The following is a 21691-nucleotide window of genomic DNA, read 5'->3' as shown; positions in this document are numbered from 1 at the left end:
TGCCGCTCCACCAGGTGCCGCGCCACCAGCCTGCCCAGCGAGCCGGTACCACCGGTGACCAGCACCGTGCCCCCGGCCCGGAACCCGGCCGCCGGTTCCTCCTCGGCCGCTCGCACCAGACGCGGCACCGACAGCACCGGACCACGCACCGCCACCTGCGGCTCACCCGCGGCCAGGACCGCCGCGAGCAGCGGCTCGACGGCGGTGCCGTAGGCGATGTCCGGGTCGGTGTCGGTGTCGATGAGTACGATCCGGCCGGGGTTCTCGGCCTGGGCGGCGCGGACCAGGCCCCAGACGGCGGCGCCGACCGGGTCCGTGACCGCGCTGTCGCCGCCGGCGGGGACGGCACCCCGGGTCAGCACGACCAGTCGTGACTCCTCCAGGCTGGGCGCGGCGAACCACGCCTGGAGCACCGCCAGCATCCGGTCGGTCCCGGACAGGGCGGCGTCGGGGGTGTCGGGGGTGCCGTCGGCGGTGACGGCCTCGACCACGGCGACGATCGGGCCGGTCGCCGCGCGGGCGAGGATCTCGACCTCGTCCGGGTGGAAGAGCGGCACCCATTGCGGCACCTCCTCGGCGGAGGCGGTGGGCAGTTCCGTCCAGTCGACCCGGTACAGGGAGTGGCCCGCGTCGTCGGCGGCCACCGTCAGCCGGTCGGCGGAGACCGGCAGGAAGCCCAGGGCGTCCAGGGTCACGACGAGACCGCCGGCCTCGTCGGCGGCCTCCAGCGAGAGCCTGCCGGACCCGGTGGGGGCGAGGTGCACGCGGAGCGTGGTCGCACCGGTGGCGTGCAGCGTCAGCCCCTGCCATTCGGCGGGCTGCCACAGCCGCTGCCCGGTGCCGTCCGGGTCGGCCGTGGCCGCGTGCCGCAGCCCGGACTGCACGGCCGCGTCGAGGAGCGCGGGGTGGATGCCGAACCGCTCGGCGGCCGTGCGCTGTTCCTCGGGCAGGCCGACCTCGGCGAAGACCTCGTCACCGCGCCGCCACAGCGCCCGTACGCCGCGGAAGGCGGGCCCGAAGGGGTGGCCGAGGTGCAGCAGGTCGTCGTAGAGCTCGTCGGCGTCGGCCGGGCGGGCGCCGGTGGGCGGCCACAGCCGCAGGTCGGCGCTCGCCTCGGCGGCGGTGAGCGGGGCGGGCGCGAGGCGTCCGGTGGCGTGCCGGGTCCACGGGGCTTCGGCGTCCTCGCCGGCCGCGTAGACGTCGACGGACCGCGCGCCGGTGTCGTCGGGGCCGCCGACGGCGACCTGGACGCGTACGCCGCCCTCCTCGGGCAGCACGAGGGGGGTTTCGACGGTCAGCTCGTCCAGGGTGGCGGTGCCGGCCTCGTCGCCCGCGCGCAGGACCATGTCGGCCAGGGCGGCGGCCGGGACGACGACCGCCCCGCCGACGACGTGGTCGGCCAGCCACGGGTGGCTGCGCAGGGAGAGGCGGGACGTGAAGACCAGCCCGTCGGACTGGGGCAGCGGTACGACCGCGCCGAGCAGCGGGTGATCGGCGGTGGCCTGGCCCAGGGAGGCCGCGTCCGTGGCCGGCGCGATCTCCAGCCAGTAGTGGCGGTGGTCGAAGGCGTACGTCGGCAGCTCCACGTGGGTTCCGCCGGCACCCTCGGGCAGCACACCGGTCCAGTCGACCGGCACGCCCTTGACGAACACCTCGGCCATCGACGCCAGCAGCCGCCGCAGACCGCCCTCTTCACGGCGCAGCGAGCCGATGGCCAGCGCGTCCGCGCGTGTCTCGTCGACGATCTCGCTGATCGGCTGGACGAGGACGGGGTGGGCGCTGGACTCGACGAACACCGTGTGCCCCTCGGCGAGGAGCGCGGCGACGGCGGGGCCGAAGCGGACCTGGCCGCGCAGGTTGCGGTACCAGTAACCGCCGTCCAGCACCCCCGCCTCGCGCACCCACCCACCGGTCACCGTCGAGAAGAACGGCACCAGCGGGGCCTGGCTGCGAATGTCCGCGAACGCCTCCGCCAACGACCCCTCGATCGCCTCCACATGACGGGTATGGGAGGCGTAGTCCACCGCCACCCGGCGCACCCGCACACCGTCCGCCTCCAACACCGCCAGCGCCTCGTCCAACGCCTCCGCATCACCGGCGATCACCACCGACGAAGGACTGTTGACCGCAGCGACCTCCACACGGCCCTCCCACGCGGAAATCCGCGCGGCCGCCTCGGCCTCAGGCAGCGCCACCGACGCCATCCCACCGCGACCCGCCAGCTCACCGGCGATCACCTTGCTGCGGACCGCCACGATCCGGGCCGCGTCCGCCAGCGACAGCGCACCCGCCACACACGCAGCGGCGATCTCACCCTGCGAGTGACCGACCACCGCATCCGGCACCACACCCACCGACGCCCACACCGCCGCCAGACCCACCATCACCGCGAAACTCGCCGGCTGCACGACATCGACCCGCCCCAGCAGATCGACCTCACCCCGCAAGACCGCCTTCACGTCCCAGTCCGTCCACGGCTCCAGAGCCCGGGCGCACTCCTCGACCCGCTCCGCGAACACCGGAGAGCTCTCCAGCAGCTCACGGCCCATCCCCAGCCACTGCGAACCCTGCCCGGGGAACACCAGCACCGTCCGCCCGGAGACTCCCGCGTCACCCGTCACCAGCCCGACGGCCGACTCACCACGCGCCAGCGCGCCCAGCCCCGCCACCGCCTCCTCACGCGACCCGGCGATCACCACGGCCCGCTCCGACAGCACCGCCCGCCGCGTCACCAACGCCCCGGCGACGTCCGTCAAAGAGGCGTCCGTGCCGGCGGCGAACGCGGCCAGCCGCTCCGCCTGCCCGGCGAGCGAGCCCCCGGAAGCCGCCGACACCACCAGCGGCACCGGACCGTCGTACGGGTCCGCCGGCTCGGGGGCCGGATCCTCGGGGGGCTGTTCCAGAATGAGGTGGGCGTTGGTGCCGCTGATGCCGAAGGAGGAGACGCCGGCCCGGCGCGGGCGGCCGGTCTCGGGCCACTCCCGGGCTTCGGTCAGCAGCTCGACGGACCCGGCGGACCAGTCGACCTGCGGGGACGGCTCCGCCGCGTGCAGGGTCGGGGGAAGGACGCCGTGCCGCATCGCCTGGATCATCTTGATGACGCCGGCGACACCGGCGGCGGCCTGCGTGTGACCGATGTTCGACTTCAACGACCCCAGCCACAGCGGCTGTTCGCGGTCGCGTCCGTACGTCGCCAGCAGCGCCTGCGCCTCGATCGGGTCACCGAGCGCCGTGCCGGTGCCGTGTGCCTCGACCACGTCCACGTCCGACGGCGCGAGGCCGGCGGTCGCCAGGGCGCGGCGGATCACCCGCTGCTGCGAGGGGCCGTTCGGGGCGGTCAGGCCGTTGGAGGCGCCGTCCTGGTTGATCGCGCTGCCCCGGACCACCGCCAGCACCTGGTGCCCGTTGCGGCGGGCCTCCGACAGGCGCTCCAGCACGACGATGCCCACGCCCTCGGACAGGATGGTGCCGTCGGCGCCCGCGGAGAACGCCTTGACGCGGCCGTCGGCGGCGAGACCGCGCTGGCGGGACATGCCGAGGACGCCGATGGGCGAGCCCATCACGGCGACACCGCCGGCCAGCGCCAGGGAGCACTCGCCGTTGCGCAGCGCCTGGGAGGCCAGGTGCATGGCGACCAGGGAAGAGGAGCAGGCCGTGTCCACGGTCACCGCGGGGCCCTCGAAGCCGAACACGTACGACACCCGGCCCGAGGCCACGCTGCCCGCGGTCGCGGTGGTGACGTAGCCCTCCAGCTCGGGGGGCATGTTGCTCAGGGATTCCAGGTAGTCGTGGATGGAGACGCCGGAGAAGACGCCGATGTCGGCGCCGCGGGTCTTGCTCGGGTCGATACCGGCGTTCTCCAGGGCCTCCCAGGTCGCCTCCAGCAGCAGCCGCTGCTGCGGGTCCATGGCCAGGGCCTCACGCGGGGAGATGCCGAAGAACTCGGCGTCGAACTCGGCGGCGCCCTGCAGGAACCCGCTTCTGTGGACGTAGGAGGTGCCGGCCTTGTCGGGGTCGGCGTCGAACAGCTCGTCCAGGTTCCAGCCGCGGTCGTCGGGGAACTCCGTGATGCCTTCCCGGCGTTCGAGCACCAGCCGCCACAGGCCGGCCGGGTCGGTGACGCCGCCGGGCAGCCGGCAGGACATGCCGACGATGGCGATGGGCTCGTCCGGGTCGGTCGCGACGACGGTGGGGGCGACGGCGCCGGCGGTGCTCTCGCCGAGCTCCTCGCGCAGGTGGCGGGCGAGCGCCACCGGGGTCGGGTAGTCGAAGATGAGCGTGGCGGGCAGTTTGACGCCGGTGGCGGCGGAGAGCCGGTTGCGCAGTTCGATCGCGGTGAGCGAGTCGAAGCCGATGTCACCGAAACCGCGCGTGCCCTGGGCGAGTTCGGGTCCGCTGAAGCCCAGGACGGCGGTGGCCTCGGCCTGGATGATGCCCAGCAGGACGGCTTCCTGCTCGGCCTCGGGCAGTCCGGCGAGGCGGCGCGTGAGTCCGCTGCCGTCACCGGCCGCGGTCCTGGCGGAGCGCCGGCCGGCCCGGACCAGTCCGCGCAGCAGGTGCGGCACGGTGCCGCCGGCCGCGGCCTCCGAGCGCAGGGCGCGCAGGTCCAGCTTGATCGGGACCAGCAGGGCGCGGTCGGCGTGGAGTCCGGTGTCGAGGAGGGCCAGGCCCTCGTCGGGGGTGAGGGCGAGCACGCCGCCGCGGCTCATGCGGGCCTGGTCGGTCTCGCTGAGGTGGGCGGTCAGGCCGGTGCTCTGCTCCCACAGGCCCCAGGCGAGGGAGACGCCGGGCAGGCCGGCCGCGCGGCGGTGGGCCATCAGGGCGTCGAGGTAGGCGTTGGCGGCCGCGTAGTTGCCCTGGCCGGCCGAGCCGAGCAGGGCGGCGGCGGAGGAGAAGACGACGAACGCGCGCAGCGCGGGCGCGAGTTCGCGGGTCAGCTCGTCCAGGTGTCGTACGGCGGTGGCCTTGGGGGCGAAGACCCCGGCGATCCGCTCCTCGGTCAGCGCGCCGATCACACCGTCGTCCAGGACGCCGGCGAGGTGCACCAGACCGGTCAGCGGGTGCTCGGCCGGGATGTCGCGCAGCAGCGCGGCGACGGCGTCGCGGTCGGAGACGTCGCAGGCGGTGACGGTGACGGCGGCGCCGAGTCCGGTGAGCTCGTCGGTGAGTGCGGCGGCGCCGTCGGCGGCGGCGCCGCGCCGGCCGGCCAGCACCAGGTGCCGTACGCCGTGCCGCTGCACCAGGTGCCGGGCGACGAGCGCGCCGAGCGAGCCGGTGCCGCCGGTGACGAGGACGGTGCCGTCGGCGTCGAAGACGGCGGCCGGGCGGGCGGCGGGCTCCTCACCGTCGGTGGCGCCGGTGGCCTCGCCGGTACCGGTCGCACCGGTGGCGCCACCGGTGTCGGCGGTGTCGGTGTCGGCGGTGGTGGTCTCGGCGCGGATCAGCCGGGGCGCGGACAGTGCGGTGCCGCGGACGGCGAGCTGCGGCTCCTCCGCGGCCAGGAGCCGGGCGAGGACGGGGCCGGCTCCGGTGGCGGCGGCCGGGTCGAGGTCGACGAGGATCACCCGGTCGGGGTTCTCCGCCTGGGCGGCGCGGACCAGACCCCAGACGGCTGCGCCGGCCGGGTCGGTGACCGCGCCGTCGCCTCCCGCGGCCACCGCGCCCCGGGTGGCCACCAGCAGCCGGGCGGCTTCCAGTCCGGGCGTGGTCAGCCAGGTCTGCAGGATGCGCAGGACGCGGCAGGTGAGGGTCTGGGCGTCGGCGCCGTCGCTGTACGCGTCCAGGACGGCCGCGCCGGGGATGCTCTCGCGGGCGGCGAGCGCGGTCACGTCGTCGGCGTCGGCGACGGGCACCCAGGTGGGTGCGGTGGTGACGCCCTCGGCGGCGGGCAGCTGCATCCAGTCGACGGCGAACAGGGTGTCCCGGCCGGCGCCGGCGGCGGCGCCGAGCTGCTCGGCGGAGACCGGCAGCGACACCAGGGAGTCCATGGTGAGGACCAGCGCGCCGGTCTCGTCGGCGGCCTGGAAGGACAGCGCGTCCGGGCCGGCCGGCGCGACCCGCACGCGCAGGGCGGAGGCGCCTTCGGCGTGCAGGACGAGGCCGTTCCAGGCGAACGGCAGGACGTTGCGGTCGTCGTCCGGGTTGGCGAAGGCGTTGGTGTGCAGGGCGGCGTCCAGGAGGGCCGGGTGGACGGCGAACTTGTCGGCGTTCTCCCGGTGGTCCGGCGGCAGGGCCGCCTCGGCGAAGAGTTCCGTGCCGCGCCGCCACACTCCGCGCAGGCCCTGGAAGGCGGGGCCGTAGGCGTAGCCGCGGGCGACGAGGTCGGTGTAGAAGCCGTCGAGGGGGACGGGTTCGGCGCCGGGCGGCGGCCAGGCGGTGAAGTCGACTGCGGGCGCCGTGGTCCGGGCGGCGGCGCCGGACAGCAGGCCGGTGGCGTGCCGTGTCCACTCGCCGTGACCGTCGTCGTCGGCGTCCTCGCGCAGCGAGTAGACGTCGACGGAGCGGGAGCCGTTGGGGCTCGCCCCGCCGACGGCGACCTGGACGCGGACCGCGCCCTGTTCGGGCAGGACCAGGGGCGCCTCGATGACGAGCTCTTCGAGGGTGCCGCAGTCGAACTCGTCACCGGCGCGGACGGCGAGGTCGACGTAGACGGTGCCGGGGACGATGACCACGCCCTGCATGGCGTGGTCGGCCAGCCAGGGGTGGGTGCGCAGGGAGAGGCGGGAGGTGAAGACGAGCCCGTCCGTCTGCGGCAGCGGGACGACCGCGCCGAGCAGCGGGTGCTCGCTGCCGGTCACGCCGAGGGAGGCGGCGTCGCCGCCCTTGGGGGTCAGCTGGATCCAGTAGCGGCGCCGGTCGAAGGCGTAGGTGGGCAGGTCCACGTGGGCGGTGCGGGCGGCCTCGGGCAGGACGGCCCGCCAGTCGACGGTCACGCCGCCGACGAAGACCTCCGCCATGGAGGTGAGCAGCCGGCGCAGGCCGCCCTCGTCGCGCCGCAGCGAGCCGGTGACCACGGCGTCCGCCGCGTCGGTGATCTCGGCGATCGGCTGGACGAGGACCGGGTGGGCGCTGGACTCGACGAACACGGTGTGGCCCTCGGCGAGGAGGGTGGCGACGGCGGGGCCGAAGCGGACCTGCCGTCGCAGGTTGCGGTACCAGTAGCCGCCGTCCAGCACACCGGCCTCGCGCACCCATTCGCCGGTCACCGTGGACAGGAACGGGATGGCGGGGGCGGCGCCGCGGATGTCGGCGAACGCCTCGGTGAGGGCCTCCTGGACGGCCTGGACGTGCCGGCTGTGCGAGGCGTAGTCGACGGCGATGCGGCGTACCCGCACGCCCTGGTCCTCCAGCGTGTCCAGGACCTCGTCCAGGGCCTCGGCGTCACCCGCGACGACCACCGAGGTGGGGCCGTTGACGGCGGCCACCTCCACCCGGCCGGCCCACCGCTCCAGCCGGGCGGTGACGTCGTCCTCGGTGAGCGCGACGGACGCCATGCCGCCGAGCCCGGCCAGCCGGCCGCGGATGACCTGGCTGCGGACGGCGACGATGCGGGCCGCGTCGTCCAGGGTGAGCGCGCCGGCCACGCAGGCGGCGGCGATCTCGCCCTGCGAGTGGCCGACGACCGCGTCCGGTACGACGCCCACGGACGCCCATACGGCGGCCAGGGCGACGGCCACGGCGAAGCTGGCGGGCTGGACGACGTCCACGCGGGTCAGCAGGTCGGTGTCGCCCTCGCCGCGCAGCACGGCGTGCAGGTCCCAGTCCACCCAGCGTTCCAGGGCCTGGGCGCACTCCTCGATCCGGGCGGCGAACACCGGTGAGGTGTCGAGGAGTTCGCGGCCCATGCCGATCCACTGGGTGCCCTGTCCGGGGAAGACGAGGACGGTCTTGCCGGCGCCGGCCGCCGTGGCGGCGCCCCGCAGCGCGCCGGCCGCCTGCTCGTCGCGGGCGAGCGCGGTCAGCGCGGCCAGGGCCTCGTCGTGGGTTTCGGCGACCACGACGGCGCGTTCACCGAGTACGGCGCGCCGGGTGGCGAGGGTGCCCGCGACGGCCGCGAGCGGGGTGTCCGCGGCGTCCGCCAGGAAGGTGGCGAGGCGGTCGGCCTGGCCGGTGAGCGAGGCGGCGGAGGCCGCCGTCACCACCAGCGGCAGCACACCGCCCGGTGCGGCGGGCGCCTGCTCGCCGGTCTCGGCCTCGGCCTCCGGGGCCTGTTCCAGGATGAGGTGGGCGTTGGTGCCGCTGGCGCCGAAGGAGGACACGCCGGCGCGGCGCGGGTGCCCGGTCTCGGGCCACTGCCGTGCCTCGGTGAGCAGTTCCACGGCGCCCGCCGACCAGTCGACCTGCGGGGTGGGGGCGTCGATGTGCCGGCTGGGCGGCATCAGGCCGTGGCGCATCGCCTGCACCATGTTGATGACGCCGGCGACGCCGGAGGCGGCCTGGGTGTGGCCGATGACGGACTTCACGGAGCCGAGCCGCAGGGGCTGTCCGGCGGGCCGGTCCTGGCCGTAGGTGGCGAGGATGGCCTGGGCTTCGATGGGGTCGCCGAGGACGGTGCCGGTGCCGTGGCCCTCCACCATGTCGATGTCGGCGGGGGTCAGGCCGGCGCCGGCCAGGGCCCGGCGGATGACGCGCTGCTGCGAGGGGCCGTTGGGGGCGGTCAGGCCGTTGGAGGCGCCGTCCTGGTTGATGGCCGAGCCGCGGATGACGGCCAGGACGCGGTGGCCGCGCTCGCGGGCCTGGGAGAGCGTTTCGAGCAGGAGGACCCCGACGCCCTCGGCCCAGCTGGAGCCGTCGGCCATGGCGGCGTAGGACTTGATACGGCCGTCGAAGGCGAGGCCGCGCTGGCGGGCGAAGCCGACGAAGCCGCCGGGGGTGGACATCACGGTGGAGCCGCCGGCGAGCGCCATGGAGCACTCGCCGCGGCGCAGTGCGTGCATGGCCAGGTGGATGGCGACCAGGGAGGAGGAGCACATGGTGTCGACGGTGACCGCCGGGCCCTCCAGGCCCAGGGTGTAGGCGACGCGGCCGGAGGCGACACCGCCCGCGCTGCCCAGCGCCCGTTCCAGGCTGAGGAAGCCCTCGTGGCCGCTGAGGTCGGGGGCGTAGTCCTGGTGGACGATGCCGGCGAAGACGCCCGTGTCGCTGCCGCGTACGGAGTGCGGGTCTATGCCGGCCCGTTCCAGCGTCTCCCAGGACACCTCCAGCAGTTGGCGCTGTTGCGGGTCCATGGCGAGCGCCTCGCGCGGCGAGATGCCGAAGAAGGCGGCGTCGAACTCGGCGGCGTCGTGCAGGAAGGCGCCTTCACGGACGTAGGTGGTGCCGGGGTTGTCCGGGTCGGGGTGGTAGAGGCCCTCCAGGTCCCAGCCGCGGTCCTCCGGGAACGCGGTGTAGACGTCGGTGCCGTCGGTCACCACCCGCCACAGGTCCTCGGGGGTGCGGATGCCCCCCGCGTACCGGCAGGCCATGGAGACGATGGCGATGGGCTCGGCAGCGGCCGCCGCGAGCTTGCTGTTCTCCTGCTGCAAGCGCGCGTTCTCCTTGAGGGAGGCGCGCAGCGCGTTGACGATCTGGTCGTCCGGGCCCGGCATATCCGTCCTCCGTGGTGCGTCCGCTGTCATGGGTCAGCTCGTCCCGCCCAGAGCACGCTGCACGAGATCGGCAACGTCCATGGCGTCGATCAGGGTCTCGTCGTCCTCGGCCGGGGCCGCCGCTCCGGGGGCGGAAGCGTCCTCGGTGTCCACGAGGCCGAGCAGGGTGTCCAGGACGCCGGCGTCCCGGAACCGGGCGAGGGGGACGGTGGCGAGGGCTCGCCTGAGGTCGTCCTCCCGCCCGTCGAGCCCGTCGTCCGCGTCCCGCAGCAGCTCGGAGCGGAGGTAGCCGACGAGGGCGTCCGGCGTGGGGTAGTCGAAGATGAGGGTGGCGGGCAGCCGCAGGCCGGTCGCCACGTGCAGGCTGTTGCGCAGGTTGACGGCGGCGAGCGAGTCGAAACCGACCTCCTGGAAGGCCTGGAGGGGGCCGATGCTCTCGGCGCCGCTGTGTCCGAGGACCGTGGCGGCGTGTCCGCACACCAGCCGGAGCAGGATGCGGTTCTGCTCGGCCTCGGGGACGTCGCGCAGGGAGTCCACGAGGCCGGCGGTGGTGTCGCCGTTCTCGGTGTCCGGCTGGGTGGCCCGCAGGGCGGCCTGTGCTTCGGGCAGGTCGGCGAAGAGCGGGCTGGGCCGGACGGAGGTGAAGGCCGGGATGAAGGCGTCCCAGTCCATGTCGACCACCGTGACCGTCTTCTCCTGGGCCTGGACGGCCTGTTCGAAGGCGGTGACGGCGATCTGCGGCGCCATGGGCAGCACACCGCGCCGGCGCAGCTGGGTGAGGGTGTCCTCGTCCATGCCGACGCCGATCTCGTCCAGGGCGCCCCAGGCGATCGCGGTGGCCGTGTGTCCGTGGCCGCGCCGCCACTCCACGAGGGCGTCGAGCGCGGCGTTGGCCGCGCCGGACACGCCCTGGCCGCCACCGCCCCAGATGCCGGCGATCGAGGAGAACACCACGAACGCGTCGAGCGGGGTGTCGGCGAACCGTTCGGCGAGCCGGCGGGCCGGGTCCACCTTGGTGGCGAACACCTCGGTCAGTTCGGGTACGCCGGTGTCGTCGACGGAGCTGGTCAGGGCCATGTCGGCGGTGTGCACGACGGCGGTGAGCGGCTGCTCGGCGGGGCTTTCGGCAAGCAGGCGGTCGAGTGCCGCCCGGTCGGTGTCGGCGCAGGTGTCGATCGTGGTGCCGGTGCCGGCGGCGGCCACTTCGGCGCGCAGCGCGGCGACGGCGTCCTCGGGGGCGCCGGCCGTGGTGGTGACGACGAGCCGCCGGGCGCCGGAGCGGGCGAGCCAGAGGGAGGCGTGCCGGCCGAGGCCCTCGGCGCCGCCGGTGACCAGGACGGTGCCGCGGGGCTGCCAGCCGGAGCCGTCGGCCGGGTCGGGGGCGGCCTTGCGCAGCAGCCTGCGGGTGTGGACGCCGGACCTGCGCACGGCCAGCTGGTCGTCGTCGCCGGCGGTGTCGAGCGCGCCGAGCAGATGGCGTACGGCACGGGTGTCGAGGGTCGCGGGCAGGTCGACGAGTCCGCCCCAGCGGTCGCCGCGTTCCAGGGCGGCGGCCCGGCCGATGCCCCAGACGGCCGCCTGGGCGGGTGCGGTGACGGTGTCCTGGATGCCGGTGTTGACGGCGCCGCGGGTCAGGCACCACAGCGGCTGGGTGACCCCGGTGTCGCCGAGCGCCTGGACCAGCGCGAGGGTGGCCGCCGTCAGCGGGACGGGGTCCTGCGGGCCGTCGGCGCCGCCCGGGTCGAGCGCGAGCAGCGACAGCACACCGGCGACGGCGTGGTCGGCGAGGGCGTCGGAGAGGCGCTCGCCGAGCCGGGCTCGGGTGGCGTCGGCCATGTCGGTCTCCAGCGGGACGACGTCCAGGCCCTGGGCGGTGAGTTCGCGCAGCAGCTCGGCCGGTGCCGGGCCCTGCGGTACGACGGCCAGCCAGGTGCCGCCGGGTACGCCGGTCGTCTCGCGGTCGAGTGGCCGCCAGGTGACGTGGTAGCGGAGTTTTTCCGCCGCCGACCGCTCGCGGCGCCGGCCGCGCCAGTCGGCGAGCACCGGTACGACCGTGCGCAGCGCGTCGCGCTGGTCGGCCGCGGCCAGGTCGAGCAGCCGGGCGAGGGTGTCGGCGTCGGCCTGTTCGACGGCGGTCCAGAAGTCGGTCTCGGCGCCCTCGGCCTCGGGGGTGCCGTCCGTGCCGGTCTCCGCCTCGCGGAGCCAGAAGTGCTGCCGGTCGAAGGCGTACGTCGGCAGGTCGAGGTGGGCGTCGCGGGCCTCGGCGGGCAGGACGCCCGTCCAGTCCACGGCCACGCCCCTGACGAACAGTTCGGCCATCGAGGCCAGCAGCCGCCTCGGCCCGCCCTCGTCCCGGCGCAGCGAACCGGCGGCGACGGCACGCAGCCGTACGGTGTCGTCGGCGGCCTCGTCGAAGATCTCGTTGACCGGCTGGACGAGGACGGGGTGGGCGCTGGACTCGACGAACACCGTGTGCCCCTCGGCGAGGAGCGCGGCGACGGCCGGGCCGAAGCGGACCTGGCCGCGCAGGTTGCGGTACCAGTAACCGCCATCCAGCACCCCCGCCTCGCGCACCCATTCACCGGTCACCGTCGAGAAGAACGGCACCAGCGGGGCCTGGCTGCGGATGTCCGCGAACGCCTTGTCCAGGGCCTGCTCGATCGCTTCGACATGGCGGGTGTGGGAGGCGTAGTCCACCGCCACCCGGCGCACCCTGACACCGTCCGCCTCCAACACCGCCAGTGCCTCGTCCAACGCCTCCGCGTCACCGGCGATCACCACCGACGAAGGACTGTTGACCGCAGCTACTTCCACACGGCCCTCCCACGCCGCGATCCGGGTCACGGCGTCCGCTTCCGGCAGCATCACCGAGGCCATCCCGCCCCGCCCGGCCAGCTCACCGGCGATCACCTTGCTGCGGACCGCCACGATCCGGGCCGCGTCCGCCAGCGACAGCGCACCCGCCACACACGCAGCGGCGATCTCGCCCTGCGAGTGGCCGACCACCGCGTCCGGCACGACACCCACCGACGCCCACACCGCCGCCAGGCCGACGTTCACCGCGAAACTCGCCGGCTGCACGACATCGACCCGCCCCAGCAGATCGACCTCACCCCGCAAAACCGCCTTCAAGTCCCAGTCCGTCCACGGTTCCAGAGCCCCTGCGCACTCCTCGATCCGCTCCGCGAACACCGGGGAGCTTTCCAGCAGTTCACGGCCCATCCCCAGCCACTGCGAACCCTGGCCCGGGAAGACGAGCACGGTCCGTCCGGGGCCGCCGGAGCCGGCGACGGTTCCGGTCACGACGAGGGGGCTGCTCTCACCGCGCGCCAGCGCGCCCAGCCCGGCCAGTGCCTCGTCACGGGCACCGGCGACGACCACCGCCCGCTCGGACAGCAGGGCCCGCCGGGAGACGAGCGCACCCGCGACCTCGGCCGGGACCACACCGGTGTGCGTGTCGCTGCCCGTGTCGGTGTGCGTGTCGTTGATGAACGCCGCCAGGCGTCCGGCCTGGGCGGCCAGGGAAGCCGTGCTGCGGGCCGACACGACCAGCGGTACGACGCCGGCCGGGACCGCCGGCCGGGACGGCGTTTCGCTCTCGGGCGCTTCCTCCAGGATGACGTGCGCGTTGGTGCCGCTGGCGCCGAACGACGAGACGGCGGCCCGGCGCGGCCGGCCGTCGCGGGCCCACTCCCGGGCCTCGGTGAGCAGTTCGACCGCGCCCGCCGACCAGTCCGCCTGCGGGGTGGGCTCGGCGACGTTCAGGGTGGCCGGGAGCACGCCGTGGCGCATCGCCTCCACCATCTTGATGACGCCGGCGACGCCCGCGGCGGCCTGGGTGTGTCCGATGTTGGACTTCACCGAGCCGAGCCAGAGCGGTTTGCCGGGGTCACGATCCTGGCCGTAGGTGGCCACCAGCGCCTGGATCTCGATCGGGTCGCCGAGGACGGTGCCGGTGCCGTGGCCCTCGACCACGTCGACGTCCGCCGGGGTCAGCCCGGCCGCCGCCAGCGCGCTGCGGATCACCCGCTGCTGGGACGGGCCGTTGGGGGCGGTCAGGCCGTTGGAGGCGCCGTCCTGGTTGACCGCGCTGCCGCGCAGCACCGCCAGCACGCGGTGGCCGTTGCGCCGCGCCTCCGACAGCCGCTCCAGCAGGACCACGCCGACGCCCTCGGCCCAGCCGGTGCCGTCGGCGGTGGAGGAGTAGGCCTTGCAGCGGCCGTCGGCGGACAGGCCGCGCTGCCGGGAGAACTCCAGGAAGGCGTCCGGACTGGCCATGACGGTGGCACCGCCGGCGAGCGCGAGGGAGCACTCGCCGCCGCGCAGTGCCTGGGCCGCGAGGTGCATGGCGACCAGGGAGGAGGAGCAGGCCGTGTCCACGGTCACCGCGGGGCCCTCGAAGCCGAACACGTACGCCACCCGGCCCGAGGCCACGCTGGAGGCCGTACCCGTCATGACGTAGCCCTGGACGTCCTCGGGCACTTGGCGCAGCCGGGTCACGTAGTCGTGGTGGACGATGCCGGTGAACACGCCGATGTCCTGGCCGCGGGTGGACAGCGGGTCGATGCCGGCCCGTTCCATGGCCTCCCAGGAGGTTTCCAGCAGCAGCCGCTGCTGGGGGTCCATGGCCAGCGCCTCGCGCGGCGAGATCCCGAAGAGTCCGGCGTCGAACCGGGCGGCGTCGTGCAGGAAGCCGCCCGCGCGGGTGTAGCTGGTGCCGGGGTGGGCCGGGTCGGGGTGGTAGAGCTTGTCGACGTCCCAGTCGCGGTCGGCGGGGAAGGCGGAGATGGCGTCGCGCCGGTCCATGACGAGCTGCCACAGCTCCTCGGGGCTGGTGACGCCGCCCGGCAGCCGGCTGCTCATGGCGATGATGGCGATCGGCTCGTCCGGGTCCGCCGTGCCGCGCCGGACGACGGCGGGCGCCTCCGGCCGGGTGCCGAGGAGTTCGCCGCGCAGGTGGTCGGCCAGCAGCGCCGGGGTCGGGTGGTCGAAGACCAGGCTGCTGGGGAGGCTGACGCCGGTGAAGTCGTGCAGCCGGTTGCGGAGTTTGACCGCGGTGAGCGAGTCGAAGCCGAGGTTCTTGAACGGCTGGCCCTCGTCGAAGCCGTCCGTGTCGCGGTGCCCGAGCACGGCCGCGGCGCTCTCCCGCACCAGGTCCAGCAGGACCCGCCGCTGCTCCGCGTCGGCGAGGCCGGCCAGCCGGGCCGCCAGCTCACCCCCGTCGGCGGCCGGTTCCCGCCGGATCACGCGCCGGGCCGGGGCGGGCCCGCTCCGGCCGGCCGGGGTGGCCTGGGCCGGCGTACGGCCGTCCGCCGCGCCGGCGGTTTCGCGTGCCGGGTGCTGCCCGTTGCCGGTGCCGTTGCGCGCGGCCGTGACCGGGACGCCGGTGCCTGTGCGGAGGGGGGCCGTGCCGTTGGCAGCGGGTGTGCCGGTGTCCGTGCCGAGGGGTGCGGCCTCCGGGTCCGTGCCGGGGGCCGTACCGTCCGTGGCCGGGATGCCGGCGGCCGCCGCGGGAGCTGCCGTGGCCGGGACGCCGGTGTCCCGGCCGGGGGCCGTGTCCCGAGTGGACGTGACGCCGGTGCCGGGCGCGTCGGTCGTCGTCAGCTTCACCGGGCCGAGGAGGGCCACGGGCCGGCCGGCCGGGTCGGCCAGCTCCACCAGGTGTGCGTCCCCGGCGGCCGGGGTGACGCGCACCCGCAGTTCGGTGGCGCCCACCGCGTACACGGTGAAGGCGGCGCACTCGGCCAGGGAACGGGCGGCCGCATCGCGGCCCGCGGCCTCGGCCGCGACCCGCAGCGCCGTGTCGAGCAGCACCGGGTGGAGGGTGAACGCCTCGGCCTCGCCGTCGAGTCCGGCCGGCAGGGCGATGTCGGCGAGGGTCCGGTCGTCCTGCCGCCAGATGCCGCGGACTCCGGCCAGGGTGCTGTCCCCGGCCGGTTCCCGGGGGCGGTCGAGCGGGTCGAAGGCGTGGGCGGGGACGCCGGGCACCAGCGTGGCCCGGGCGTGCCGCAGCCAGGGCTCGCCCTCCTGTCCGGCCGGCCGGCCGTGCACGGTGGCGGGGCGCGTCCCGTCGGGGCCGGGCGCGTCCACGAAGACGCGTAGCTGGAGGTCGCCGTGTGCGGGGACGACGAGGGGCGCGTCGACGGTGATCCGCTCGACGGTCCCGCCGCCGGCCTCGTCACCGGCCCGGACCAGCAGTTCGAGCAGCACGGCGGCCGGTACCGGCACGGCGCCGCCGGTCCGCGCGCCCGGGAGCAGGCCGGGGCCGCGCCCGGACAGCCGGCCGGTGAGGACGACGCCGGTGCCGCCGTGGGTGCCGGGGACCTCCACGACACCGCCGAGCAGCGGGTGGCCGGCGGACCGGGCGCCGAGCGCCTCGGCGTCGGCGGCGGTGCCGGCCTCCACCCAGTACCGCTGGTGCTGGAAGGCGTAGGTGGGCAGGTCGGGGCCGACGGCCGGCTCGGGGCGGCCGAGGACGGCGGTCCAGTCGACGGGTACGCCCCGCACGTGGAGTTCGGCGAGCGCGGTGCGTACGGAGGTGTCCTCGGCGGTGTCGCGGCGCAGCGTGCCGACGCAGCCGCGGGTGTCCGGTCCGAGCGTGCCGTGCGCCATGGCGCTGAGGACGCCGCCGGGGCCCAGTTCGAGGTGGGTCACGACGCCCTGGTCGCGCAGGGCGGTGACGGCGTCGGCGAACCGCACGGCGTGCCGGGCCTGGTCCACCCAGTACTCGGGGGTGGAGAGCAGTCCGTCCTCGGCGGTTGCGCCGGTGAGCGTGGAGACGACGGGCACGCTGCCCGGCCGGTAGCGGAGCCGGGCGGCCACGGCGCGCAGCTCGTCGAGCATGGGCTCCATCAGCGCGGAGTGGAAGGCGTGGCTGACGGTCAGCCGCCGGGTGCGGTGGCCGTCCTCGGCGAGGCGTCCGGCGACGGCGAGCACGGCGTCCTCGGCGCCGGACAGGACCAGCGCGTCCGGCGCGTTGACCGCCGCGATCCCGACGGGTCCCGGTGCCCCCGCGAGCAGCGGTGTGACCTCGGCCTCGGTCGCCTCCACGGCGATCATCGCCCCGCCCTCCGGCAGGGCCTGCATCAGCCGGCCGCGGGCCGCGACCAGTTCACCGGCGTCCGCGAGGTCCAGGATGCCGGCGGCGTGGGCGGCGGCGATCTCGCCGACCGAGTGGCCGGCGAGGAAATCGGGCCGTACGCCCCAGGAGGTGAACAGCCGGAACAACGCGGTCTCCAGGGCGAACAGTGCGGCCTGGGTGTAGAGGGTCTGGTCGAGCAGGGCGGCCTGTGCGGTGCCGGGCTCGGCGGTCACCACGTCCTTCAGGGGGTGTTCCAGGCCGTCCAGGTGCCGCTCCACGGCGGCGCAGGCGGCGTCGAAGGCGTCGCGGAACACCGGGTGCGTGGCGGCCAGTTCGCGGCCCATGCCGGCCCACTGGCTGCCCTGTCCGGTGAAGAGGAAGGCAAGCTTGCCGTCGACCGGGCCGCCGGTGACGGTGTCCGCGCCGGGGCTGCCCGCGGCGAGCGCGCGCAGGGCGTCGGTGAGCCGCTCCCGGTCTGCGGCCAGGACGACGGCGCGGTGGTCGAGGTGGGCGCGGGCGGTGCCGAGTGCGTGGGCGGTGGCGTCGAGCGGTGTTCCGGCGCGGTCCGCCACCCAGTCCGCGAGCCGGCCGGCCTGGCCGCGCAGCCCGGCGGCGGTGCGGGCGGAGAGGGGGAAGAGGAGGAGGGAGCCGCCGCCGGCCGGGGCCGCGCCGTCCGTCCCCCCGGCCGGGGCACCGCCGGCCGGGGCCGTACCTTGCCTCCACTCGGCCGGAGCACCGCCGGCCGGGGCCGTACCGTCCCGCCGCTCGGCCGCGGGTGCCTGTTCCAGGACCAGGTGGGCGTTGGTGCCGCCGATACCGAAGGCGGAGACGCCGGAGCGGCGCGGGCGGCCGGTCTCCGGCCACGGGCGGGCCTCGGTGAGGATCTCCACCGCGCCCGCCGACCAGTCGACGTGACCGGAGGGGCGGTCCACGTGGAGGGTGCGGGGCAGCAGGCCGTGCCGCATCGCCATGACCATCTTGATGACGCCGGCGACACCGGCCGCGGCCTGGGTGTGCCCGAGGTTGGACTTCACCGAGCCGATCCACAGCGGCTCTTCGCGGTCCTGGCCGTAGGTGGCGAGCAGCGCCTGGGCCTCGATCGGGTCGCCGAGGACCGTCCCGGTGCCGTGCGCCTCCACCGCGTCCACGTCCGGGGCGGTCAGCCCGGCCGCCGCCAGCGCCTTGCGGATCACGCGCTGCTGCGAGGGGCCGTTGGGTGCGGTCAGGCCGTTGGAGGCGCCGTCCTGGTTCACCGCGCTGCCCCGGATGACGGCGAGGATCTGGTGGCCCTGGCGTTCGGCCTCCGAGAGCCGCTCGACCAGCAGCACGCCCACGCCCTCGGACCAGCCGGTGCCGTCCGCGCCGTCCGCGAACGCCTTGCACCGTCCGTCGGGGGCCAGGCCGCGCTGCCGGGAGAACTCCACGAACGTCTCGGCGTTGCCCATCACCATGACACCGCCGGCCAGCGCCATGGAGCACTCGCCGTTGCGCAGCGCCTGCGCCGCCAGGTGCAGGGCGACCAGGGACGAGGAGCAGGCGGTGTCGATGGTGACGGCGGGGCCCTCGAAGCCGAAGTGGTAGGCGACGCGGCCGGAGACGACGCTGCCGGAGCCGCCGGTGAGGCGGAAGCCCTCGGCGTCGGCCGAGTGGTGCATCCGCACGGTGTAGTCGTGGCTGTTGACGCCGACGAAGACCCCGATGTCCCGGCCGCCCAGTCCGGTGGGATCGATGGCGGCGCGTTCGAACGCCTCCCAGGAGGTCTCCAGCAGCAGCCGCTGCTGCGGGTCCATGGCCAGGGCCTCGTTCGGCGAGATGCCGAAGAAGGCGGCGTCGAAGCCGGGCGCGTCGTCCAGGAAGGCGCCGTGCCGCACGTACGTCGTCCCGGGGTGGTCGGGATCGGGGTGGTAGAGGCGGTCGATGTCCCAGCCGCGGTCGGCGGGGAACTCCGTGACCGCGTCGACCCCGTCGGCCACGACCCGCCACAGGTCCTCGGGGCTGTGCACCCCGGCGGGGAAACGGCAGGCCATCGCGACGATCGCGATCGGCTCGTCGGGTGCGCCGGGGCCCGCGGCGGCCGGCCGGCCGGCGGCGGCCCCGGCGGGGGCGGTGTCGCCGACGAGCCGGGTGAGCAGGTGCCCGGCGAGCGCGGTGGGCTTCGGGTAGTCGAAGACGACGGCCGAGGGCAGCGTGAGACCGGTGGCGGCCGCCAGCCGGTTGCGCAGCTCGACGGCGGTCAGCGAGTCGAATCCGGCTTCCTTGAAGGCTCGGTCGGCGCGGACGGCGTCGGCGGTGCCGTGGCCGAGGACGTCGGCGGCGTGGCGCCGGACCAGGTCCAGCAGCAACGCGTTCCGGGCCGCCGGGTCCAGTGCGGTGAGCCGGTCGCGCAGGCTGCCGTGGTCGGCGGCCCCGGCGGCGCGGACCGGTGTGCGCGGGGCGGGCGCGAGGCCGCGCAGCAGGGGCGCCACGGGGGCGGTGCGGGCGGCCGCGCGCAGGGCGGGCAGGTCCAGTCTGGCGGCCACCGGGGCGGCGGGCAGGGCGCTGTCGGGGCGCAGGGCGAGGTCGAGCAGCGCCATGCCCTCGGCCTCGGACAGCGCGGCCATGCCGAGCCGCCGGTTGCGGTGCAGGTCGGCGGCGCCGAGGTGCCCGGTCATGCCGCTGGCGCGCTCCCAGTAGCCCCAGGCGAGCGAGACGCCGGGCAGGTCCCGCGCGCGGCGGCGGTGGGCCAGCGCGTCCAGCGCGGCGTTGGCGGCGGCGTAGTTGGCCTGGCCCGGGTTGCCGAAGACGTTCGCGGCCGACGAGAACAGGACGAACGCCGCGAGGTCGCTGTCACGTGTCAGCTCGTCCAGCAGCAGGGCCGCGTCCAGTTTGGGCCGCAGTACGGTGTCGACGCGTTCCGGGGTGAGCGCGGTGACCACGCCGTCGTCCAGGGCACCGGCGGTGTGCAGCACGGCGGTCAGCGGGTGGGCGGCGGGCACCGCGTCCAGTGCGGCCGCGAGCCGGGCCCGGTCGGCGGTGTCGCAGGCGACGAGCGTGACGGTGGCGCCGAGCGCGGTCAGTTCCTCGCAGAGCGCGGCCGCGCCGTCCGCCGCGGGGCCGCGCCGGCTGAGCAGGAGCAGGTGGCGGACGCCGTGCGCGGTGACCAGGTGCCGGGCGGTCAGGGCGCCGAGCGTGCCGGTCCCGCCGGTGATCAGGACGGTTCCGTCCGGATCGAGCGAGCGCCCCGGCCGCGAGGTGCCCTGTGCCGCCGGAACACCGGTCCGGACCAGCCGGGGCACCCGGGCTGTCGCGCCCCCGTCCCGCAGCCGGACCACCGGTTCTCCGCAGGCGAGCAGGCCGGGCAGCGCGGAGCGGACGGCCTCCTCCACGGTCGGCCCGCCGTCCGGTGCGTCGGTCTCGACCAGCAGGATCCGGCCGGGGTGCTCGGACTGCGCGGAGCGCAGCAGCCCTTGTACGGCGGCGGTGGCGAGGTCGGTGCCGTCCGTGGCGGTGGCCACGAGCAGCCGGGTCCGCTCCAGGGCCGGTTCGGCCAGCCACGCCTGGAGCACGCCGAGCGCGGCGGCGAGCGCGGTGCGCGGGTCGGTGACCGCGGGGTCGGGCTCGTACAGCAGCACGTCCGCGTCCCCCGCCCGCGCGGTGACGTCCTCGGCGCCGCCGACGCCGACGACGGACGGCGTTCCGTCCCCCGCCGGGAGCGGCAGCTCCGTCCAGTCGACGTGGAACAGCGCGTCGTGGGTGAGGGCCTCGCCGATCCCGGCCCGGGCCGGGTCGAACGGCTCGGACAGCACCGCGTCGACGGCCAGCACGGGCCGCCCCGCCGGATCGGTCAAACCGAACCGGGTGCCCTCCCCGGCCGCCCCCGCCGACCGTACGGTGACGGTGCTCGCCCCGGACGCCTGGAGGCGGACCCCGCGCCAGGTGACGGCGTGCGTCCCGGCGGGCAGCGCCGTGCGCACGGCCGCGTCGAGCAGCGTGGGGTGGACGCCGTAGCGGTCGGTGTCCCCGGCGGCCTCGCCGAGGGTCACCTCGACGCCGGGCCCGTCGGCCGGCCGGTCACCGCCCGCCGTTTCTTCCGGTGCCAGCGTGCCGTGCGCGTGCCGCGTCCAGACGGCGTCCGGAGCCCAGTCGTCGGCCCGCGAGTACACCTCGACCGTACGCCGCCCGGTGTCATCGGCCTCGCCGACGACGGCCTGGACACCCCTGCCGCCGCGCACCGGCAGGACGACGGGCCGCTCCACGGTCAGTTCCGCCACGACCGGCGCACCGGCCTCGGCTCCGAGCCGGACCGCCAGCTCGACCAGGGCGGCGTTCGGCACCAGGACCGCGTCCTGCCCGACCAGGTGCTCGGCGAGCCACGGCTGCGAGCGCAGCGACCACCGCGAGGTCGTCATGAACCCCCCGGAGTCGGGCCGCCCGACGACCGCGCCGAGCAGCGGGTGATCGGCGGTGGCCTGGCCCAGGGAGACCGCGTCCGCCGCGGGAGCGGTCTTCAGCCAGTAGTGGCGGTGGTCGAAGGCGTACGTCGGCAGCTCCACGTGGGTTCCGCCGGCACCCTCGGGCAGCACACCGGTCCAGTCGACCGGCACGCCCTTGACGAACAGCTCCGCCATCGACGCCAGCAGCCGCCGCAGACCGCCCTCTTCACGGCGCAGCGATCCGGTGACGACGGCCTCCGCCTCGGTGCCGTCCACGATCTCGTTGACCGGCTGGACGAGGACGGGGTGGGCGCTGGACTCGACGAACACCGTGTGCCCCTCGGCGAGGAGCGCGGCGACGGCCGGGCCGAAACGGACCTGGCCGCGCAGGTTGCGGTACCAGTAACCGCCGTCCAGCATTCCCGCCTCGCGCACCCACCCACCGGTCACCGTCGAGAAGAACGGCACGACCGGGGCCTGGCTGCGAATGTCCGCGAACGCCTCCGCCAACGACCCCTCGATCGCCTCCACATGGCGGGTGTGGGAGGCGTAGTCCACCGCCACCCGGCGCACCCTGACACCGTCCGCCGCCAGCACCGCCAGCGCCTCGT

2 protein-coding genes are annotated in these 21691 nt (G+C 75.7%); both read right to left on the bottom strand.

The genetic code is table 11. The features are described 5' to 3' along the window. The coding region (locus ABZ576_RS33835; RefSeq protein WP_360749781.1) for an SDR family NAD(P)-dependent oxidoreductase at positions 1–9587 on the bottom strand (9587 nt) is incomplete at its 3' end. Between the two features lie 33 nt (positions 9588–9620). Next, entirely contained in the window at positions 9621–21677 is a 12057-nt protein-coding gene (locus ABZ576_RS33830; protein WP_360749778.1) for a type I polyketide synthase, read from the bottom strand. Positions 21678–21691: the final 14 nt, after the last annotated feature.

Source organism: Streptomyces sp. NPDC013455 (genome assembly GCF_040632975.1).
In the GTDB taxonomy this organism is placed as follows: domain Bacteria; phylum Actinomycetota; class Actinomycetes; order Streptomycetales; family Streptomycetaceae; genus Streptomyces.
The sequence above is the reverse complement of the archived record's forward strand: the minus strand, read 5'-3'. Positions and strand labels throughout refer to the sequence as shown.